The sequence below is a fragment of the Agromyces binzhouensis genome (assembly GCF_004135055.1).
Taxonomy (GTDB): Bacteria; Actinomycetota; Actinomycetes; order Actinomycetales; family Microbacteriaceae; genus Agromyces; species Agromyces binzhouensis.
The window spans coordinates 1-1,975 of sequence record NZ_SDPL01000494.1; the positions used below are offsets into that span (position 1 = coordinate 1).

2 protein-coding genes and 1 pseudogene are annotated in these 1,975 nt (G+C 76.2%); 2 read left to right on the forward strand and 1 reads right to left on the reverse strand.

The window, feature by feature from the left end; genetic code table 11:
• Positions 1-519, forward strand: a 519-nt coding sequence (locus ESO86_RS19255; RefSeq protein WP_242492419.1) for a hypothetical protein, incomplete at its 5' end; no start/stop codon positions are given.
• Between the two features lie 51 nt (positions 520-570).
• Here the strand turns inward: ESO86_RS19255 and ESO86_RS16035 are convergent.
• On the reverse strand, positions 571-1,656 hold the full coding sequence (locus ESO86_RS16035; RefSeq protein ID WP_165308062.1) for a serine hydrolase domain-containing protein: 1,086 nt from the start codon (positions 1,654-1,656) through the stop codon (positions 571-573).
• A gap of 100 nt (positions 1,657-1,756) precedes the next feature.
• Between ESO86_RS16035 and ESO86_RS16040 the strand changes: the two are divergent.
• Positions 1,757-1,975 (forward strand): annotated as a pseudogene (locus ESO86_RS16040) (cysteine desulfurase-like protein); the annotation flags it as partial.

Below are 1,975 nucleotides of genomic sequence, written 5' to 3' on the forward strand. Positions count from 1 at the left end.
GAACTCCTCGGCACCGCGCCGGCCGCGCGGTTCGACGCGGCGGCCCTGCGACGCGGCGCCGAGGCGAACGCGGCCCTGCTCGAGTCATCCGTCGACTGGCTCGACCCGCTCGCCGACCTGCTCACCGGGCCCGACGGCACCTGGACGCTGGCCCCCGCCGAGCGCCTGTCGAGCGCGCAGCAGTCGGCGCTCATGCTGCGCGAGGTCCCGCGCCTCGCCGCCTTCGCATCGGAGACCGGCGACTGGTCGCACGTCGACGTCTACCTCACCAAGACGCAGGACTACCGGGCGCTCGTCTACGCGGGATCCGCGTGGGACGCGCAGGCGCTCGACTGGATGCACCAGCGCGGCTCGCGGTTCGCCGCGGTCGGCGGCCACCTCGACGGCGCCGAACTCGCCGTGCGGTATCCGGGCGACGACGATCCGACGGTGGCCGCCCTCGCCGACACCCTCCTCGGCGAGCTCGTCGCGGATCGACGCCTGACGGCGCGGTCATCGCACGCGCGGCCGGTCGGCTGACGGGTCGGGGCCGACCGTGCGCACCGCGCGTGCGCCGCCCCGGGACTCGGCTCACTCGACGAGCAGGCTCAGGAGGGGGCGCAGGCGCACCCACGGCCACGCCTCCTCGGTGTTCGAGAGCAGCACGACCGCGCGCCCGGCGCTCGGATCGACCAGGACGGCGGCGGTGAAGCCCTCGGCGGACCCGATGATGTAGTCGACCCCGTCGTCGCCGGCGTCGATCCGCTCCCAGAAGTAGCCGACGCGGATCTGCGGCCACCGGGTGTCGGCAACCGGCTCGAGCGCGGCGCTCCCGGCGAACGGCCCGTCGAGGACCGATCGGGCGAGGGCCACGCCGTCGTCGATCGTCGCCGCGACCCCGGTCGCGGGCGCATACGCCCCGCTGCCTCGCGGCGCCACGCGCTCGCCGCGCCACTCGTGACCCTGCGCGAGGTCGTCGGGGAGGAGGTCGCCGGACTCCACCACGACCGCGCCCGTCATCCCGGCGGGCTCGAGGACGCGTTCGGCGAGGAGGTCCGAGAAGCGAGTGCCCGACGCCGCGGCGATCGCCTGCCCGACGAGCGCGGCGTCGAAGTCGCTCGGGTTGTACTCGAGCTCGGGCACGAGGTCGAGCGCGGCCACCCGGGCGAGCATCGCGTCGAGGCCGCCCCGGTCCGGCACCGCCTCGCCGTCGACGGCTCCGGCCTGGAACGCCTCCGGCCCGAGCGGGTCCTGCGGGAGGTTCGAACGGTGCGTCGCGAGGGCGCCGAGCGTCAGTCCGGCGGCAGGCGCGTCGCCGAGGTCGAGGTGCGCCGAGACCGGGTCGTCGATCGCGACCTCGCCCCGGTCGATCGCGTCGGCCAGCAGCAGGCCGGTGAGCGCGCTCGTCGCGCCGCCGAAGCCGAACCACGTCCCGGGGTCCGCCGAGACGAAGGCGGTCCGCACCTCGTCGCCGTCGAGCAGGGCGATCGCGACGCGGTCGCGCGCGTCGGTGTAGTGCTCGCGCGCGACGGCGAGCAGTTCCTCGTCGCCCGTGAGGAGCTGGTCGTACGGCGGGCCGGAGACGCATCCGCCCAGCGTCGCCGCCGCGACCGCCGCGAGGACGGCCGAGGCGATGCGCCGGTGCGGTCGCCGGTGCGCGACGCGATGCGCGACCATGCGGCGCATGCTACCCGTCCTCCCTGCACACCGGCCGCGGAGTGCGCGCAGCCCATCGGCGGGATCCTCACGCGCGCACGCGGCGGTTAGGCTCGCGCCCATGGCCTACGACGTCGCCCGCATCCGCTCCTGGTTCCCCGCACTCGAGCACGGCTGGGCGCTCTTCGACGGACCCGGCGGCACCCAGACGCCGCGCCAGGTGGGCGCCGCGATCGCGTCGACCCTGACGGGCCCGCTCTCGAACCGCGGGCGGCTCGGCGAGTCGGCGCAGCGGGCGGATGACGCGGTCGCGGAGTTCCGCGACGCGGTCGCCGACCTC